At 63.9% G+C, this 1131-nt stretch carries 1 protein-coding gene; it reads right to left on the reverse strand.

Features of this window, described 5'->3' with window-relative positions; translation table 11 throughout:
* The coding region (locus C8K44_RS27215) for a UDP-glucose/GDP-mannose dehydrogenase family protein (RefSeq protein ID WP_109578864.1) at nt 1-1131 on the reverse strand (1131 nt) is incomplete at both ends.

The raw sequence follows: 1131 nt of genomic DNA on the forward strand, positions 1-1131 counted from the left end.
GGTGTGGCGAGCGCCTGCTTGATCATCTCGAAGGAAGGCGCGCGGAAGTTCTTCCATTCGGTGGCGATCAAAAGCGCATCGGCGCCGGGCAGTGCCGCCTCCTTGGTACCGCACAGCAAAAGGTCGTCGCGCTGGCCGTAGATCGCCTGCGCCTCGTTCATCGCCTCGGGATCGTAGGCCTGGACCCTGGCGCCGGCGGCCCATAGCGCCTCCATCAAGACCCGCGACGGCGCCTCGCGCATGTCGTCGGTGTTGGGCTTGAAGGCAAGCCCCCACAAGGCGAAGGTCTTGCCGGCGAGATCGCCGTTGAAATAGCTGGCGAGCTTGTCGAACAGCACCGCCTTTTGGGCATTGTTGCGCTCTTCGACCGACTTCAACAGCGTCGCGTCGAAACCGACCCCGTCGGCGGTGCGGATCAGCGCGCGCACGTCCTTGGGAAAACACGAGCCGCCATAACCCAGCCCCGGATAGATGAAGTGGTAGCCGATGCGCGGGTCCGAGCCGATGCCCTTGCGCACCTCCTCGATGTCGGCGCCAAGCAGTTCGGCGAGATTGGCCATCTCGTTCATGAAGCTGATCTTGGTCGCCAGCATGCAGTTGGCGGCATATTTGGTGAACTCGGCCGAGCGCACGTCCATCACGATGATCTTTTCGTGGTTGCGGTTGAACGGCGCGTAGAGTTCGCGCATCACCATTTCGGAGGCTTCGGAGTGGGTGCCGATGATAATGCGGTCGGGCCTCATGCAGTCGGCGACCGCCGAGCCTTCCTTGAGGAACTCCGGGTTGGAGACGACGTCGAAGGCAAGATCCTCGCGGCCCCTTGTCTTGAGCACCTCGGCGATCTTTTGGCGAACCTTGTCGGCGGTGCCGACCGGCACCGTCGACTTGGTGACGACGATCTTGGGGCCCACCATCTCGCGGCCGATCGCTTGTGCCACCGACAGCACGTATTTGAGGTCGGCCGAGCCGTCCTGGCCCTGCGGCGTGCCGACCGCGATCATCTGGATCTCGCCATGTTTGACCGCCAGCGCCGCATCGGTGGTGAAGACGATGCGCCCCGCCGCATGGTTTTCGCGCACCAGCGCCTCGAGCCCCGGCTCGAAGATCGGGATGAACCCCTGGTTCAGCCGC

The sequence above is a fragment of the Aminobacter sp. AP02 genome (genome assembly GCF_003148805.1).
Taxonomy (GTDB): domain Bacteria; phylum Pseudomonadota; class Alphaproteobacteria; order Rhizobiales; family Rhizobiaceae; genus Aminobacter.